This is a genomic window from Thermanaerothrix sp., from assembly GCA_026417795.1.
Classification (GTDB): Bacteria; Synergistota; Synergistia; order Synergistales; family Synergistaceae; genus Thermanaerovibrio.
In genome coordinates, this window is the sequence record JAOACP010000078.1 from 1 (window position 1) to 2,190 (window position 2,190).

At 36.4% G+C, this 2,190-nt stretch carries 3 protein-coding genes; 1 reads left to right on the forward strand and 2 read right to left on the reverse strand.

Features of this window, described 5'->3' with window-relative positions; genetic code table 11:
* Nucleotides 1–180 (forward strand): hypothetical protein (locus tag N2315_09095; GenBank protein MCX7829329.1); only part of this gene is annotated, 180 nt, incomplete at its 5' end.
* A 114-nt stretch (nt 181–294) separates the two neighbouring features.
* On the opposite strand, the gene N2315_09100 is transcribed toward N2315_09095, so the two are convergent.
* Together N2315_09100 and queD are read right to left on the reverse strand one after the other, a co-directional pair.
* The gene (locus N2315_09100; GenBank protein MCX7829330.1) at nt 295–1,455 is read right to left on the reverse strand and encodes a LuxR C-terminal-related transcriptional regulator; all 1,161 of its coding nucleotides are present in this window, start codon (nt 1,453–1,455) and stop codon (nt 295–297) included.
* Nucleotides 1,456–1,562: 107 nt separating this feature from the next.
* Nucleotides 1,563–1,940, reverse strand: a complete 378-nt coding sequence (queD, locus tag N2315_09105; protein MCX7829331.1) for a 6-carboxytetrahydropterin synthase QueD — start codon at nt 1,938–1,940, stop codon at nt 1,563–1,565.
* Between the last annotated feature and the right edge of the window lie 250 nt (nt 1,941–2,190).

A 2,190-nucleotide genomic window follows, 5' to 3' on the forward strand; every position in this document is an offset into this window, starting at 1 on the left:
TTTTTAGGAGGTGGCCTAGAATACAAAAGCTTTAGCTTTGGTGGATTCTTTGCCGAATTAGGATACACAATTCAAATGACTGATTTTAAATATGAAGCATATACAAACTCTGTTAAAATAGTAGATTACGGAAATAATCCCTATTTACGGCTCAATCTTGGTGTTTTCGTTAAAATATAAAACAAAGATTATTATTTTTGTTTAACTAAAGAATTAGCAATAATAGAATCTATAAAATAAAGGTCTCTTGTATTAGAAAAGAGGCCTTTATTAATCGCAATAAAAAAATCAAACTCATCCTTCTTCTTCATCAAAATAATTAACCAGATCAGAACGTTTTGCTCTCTTTGTTTTTTTTAGCAGATTATGAATGTGCGTTTTTACCGTACTCTCATCAACATTCAAGTGCCGTGCTATTTCTTTGTTTGTTAGATTTTTTTGTTTTCCTAATAATTCTAATATTTCTTTCTCCCTTCTGGTGAAAGCCACAGGGGGACCTTTTTCTTCTAGAACCATAATAGAATATCCATTTGACCTCAGGGGACTTATTCTTACTTTTGTTTCCAAGGAATCAGAATTTCGGTTCCACTCTAATTTCATAATTCTTGAAGAAAAACCATCTTTTTGAAAAATCCAAAAAGGGAATTTTTCAAAGACCTCCTGCACATTTTTTCCCACTCTTAGAATAGATCCAAAATAATCTTTAGCAGAAAGATTAATATCCACTATAATATTATTTTTGTTTACAATAATAAGCGGATCAGTTATTTCCGAATATACAAGAATTCTAGAAAAAGGATGGATAAATGCCAAACTTGTATTTTTTATCCCTATATAGAAAAATAAACTGCTTAAAGCTAATACAAGAGGAGAAAAATCAAATGTAAGACCACCAATTCTAAAAACATACAAAACATTAAATATTAAAGGAAGCAATCCTCCCAATAAAACCCACAAAGCCTGAAGACGAAAAAGTTGGTGATGTAAAATAAAACTAGTTATAATAATTATAGAACCGAGGAAATACAACATATAGGAATAAAAAACATGTATCCAAAAATAAAAACCATAAGACAAAACCCGGATCTGCTTAAATATTAAAAAACTGACAATTTCATAACGTTTCCAAATAAAATTATGAAGATCATTAGTAAGAAACAAAAAAGAAGTTAGAAAAGGTATAATATACAACAGCCATTTATGACGTATTAGAGAATATCTTCCGGTCGTAATCTCAATAGAAAACAAGAACCAGAAAACGGGACATACGCTAATAAAAGGATATGTTATTTTAGAAAAGATCGTTACCATTTGGTTATTAAGGGATATAAGTTCAAGAAGACGAAAAATAATTATAAAAAAGGAACAATATAACAATCCATTTAACGAAAATAAATGGGTATCCATATTCTTTTTTATTTGTAACAACGTTATAACGATCAGAAAAAGAGCCATAGGTGATATCCATATATACACCCACCAGCCGTCCATATTCCCTCCTTTTTTCGTTGTTCACCTATGGACTTCCTTTTGGTAAACCCGAATATTTATTGCGTAGTTATTTATTCCCCCTCGTAACGGGCCATGCTTGTGGGAGTTTCAAAGACATCCACTGCCCACAAGAGCTCGTACGGGAGATGCTGTTCCTTCAACCAGGCCGTAAGCTCCTCGAAGACATAGCGGGCAATCCGCTCGGCACTGGGATCGTCCTGAAAATAGGCGATATCATTGAGGTTCCTGTGGTCTAGCTGACCAAGGACGGTACGGAGTCCTTCTTTCAGCACCCCAAAATCGATGAGCATGCCTCCCTCGGAAAGCTCCTTTCCCCGGGCCCAGACCCGCACCCGATAATTGTGCACATGGAGACGCTCACACTTTCCGTGATAATGGCGGAGAAAATGGGCCGCCGCAAAATCCGCCTCTACCCGTATGGTATACATAACTCCTGCCCCTGTACCCCTACCCTACCCGAGCAGGATGTTTCCATCAAGGGGGTCGTTTACCTCACACCATCGCGCCGAGGCACCCCGACGGAGCCCAGCCTTAAACCCTATTTGCTGTCCAGGATCCGTATCGTATCATTATCCACATACACCACCACGCCATTCTTAACAGAACCGGTGTACTCTTTCCCATTTATTATTACCATAGAGTACCACACCTTATCTTTCTCCACTTTATAAGCTAATA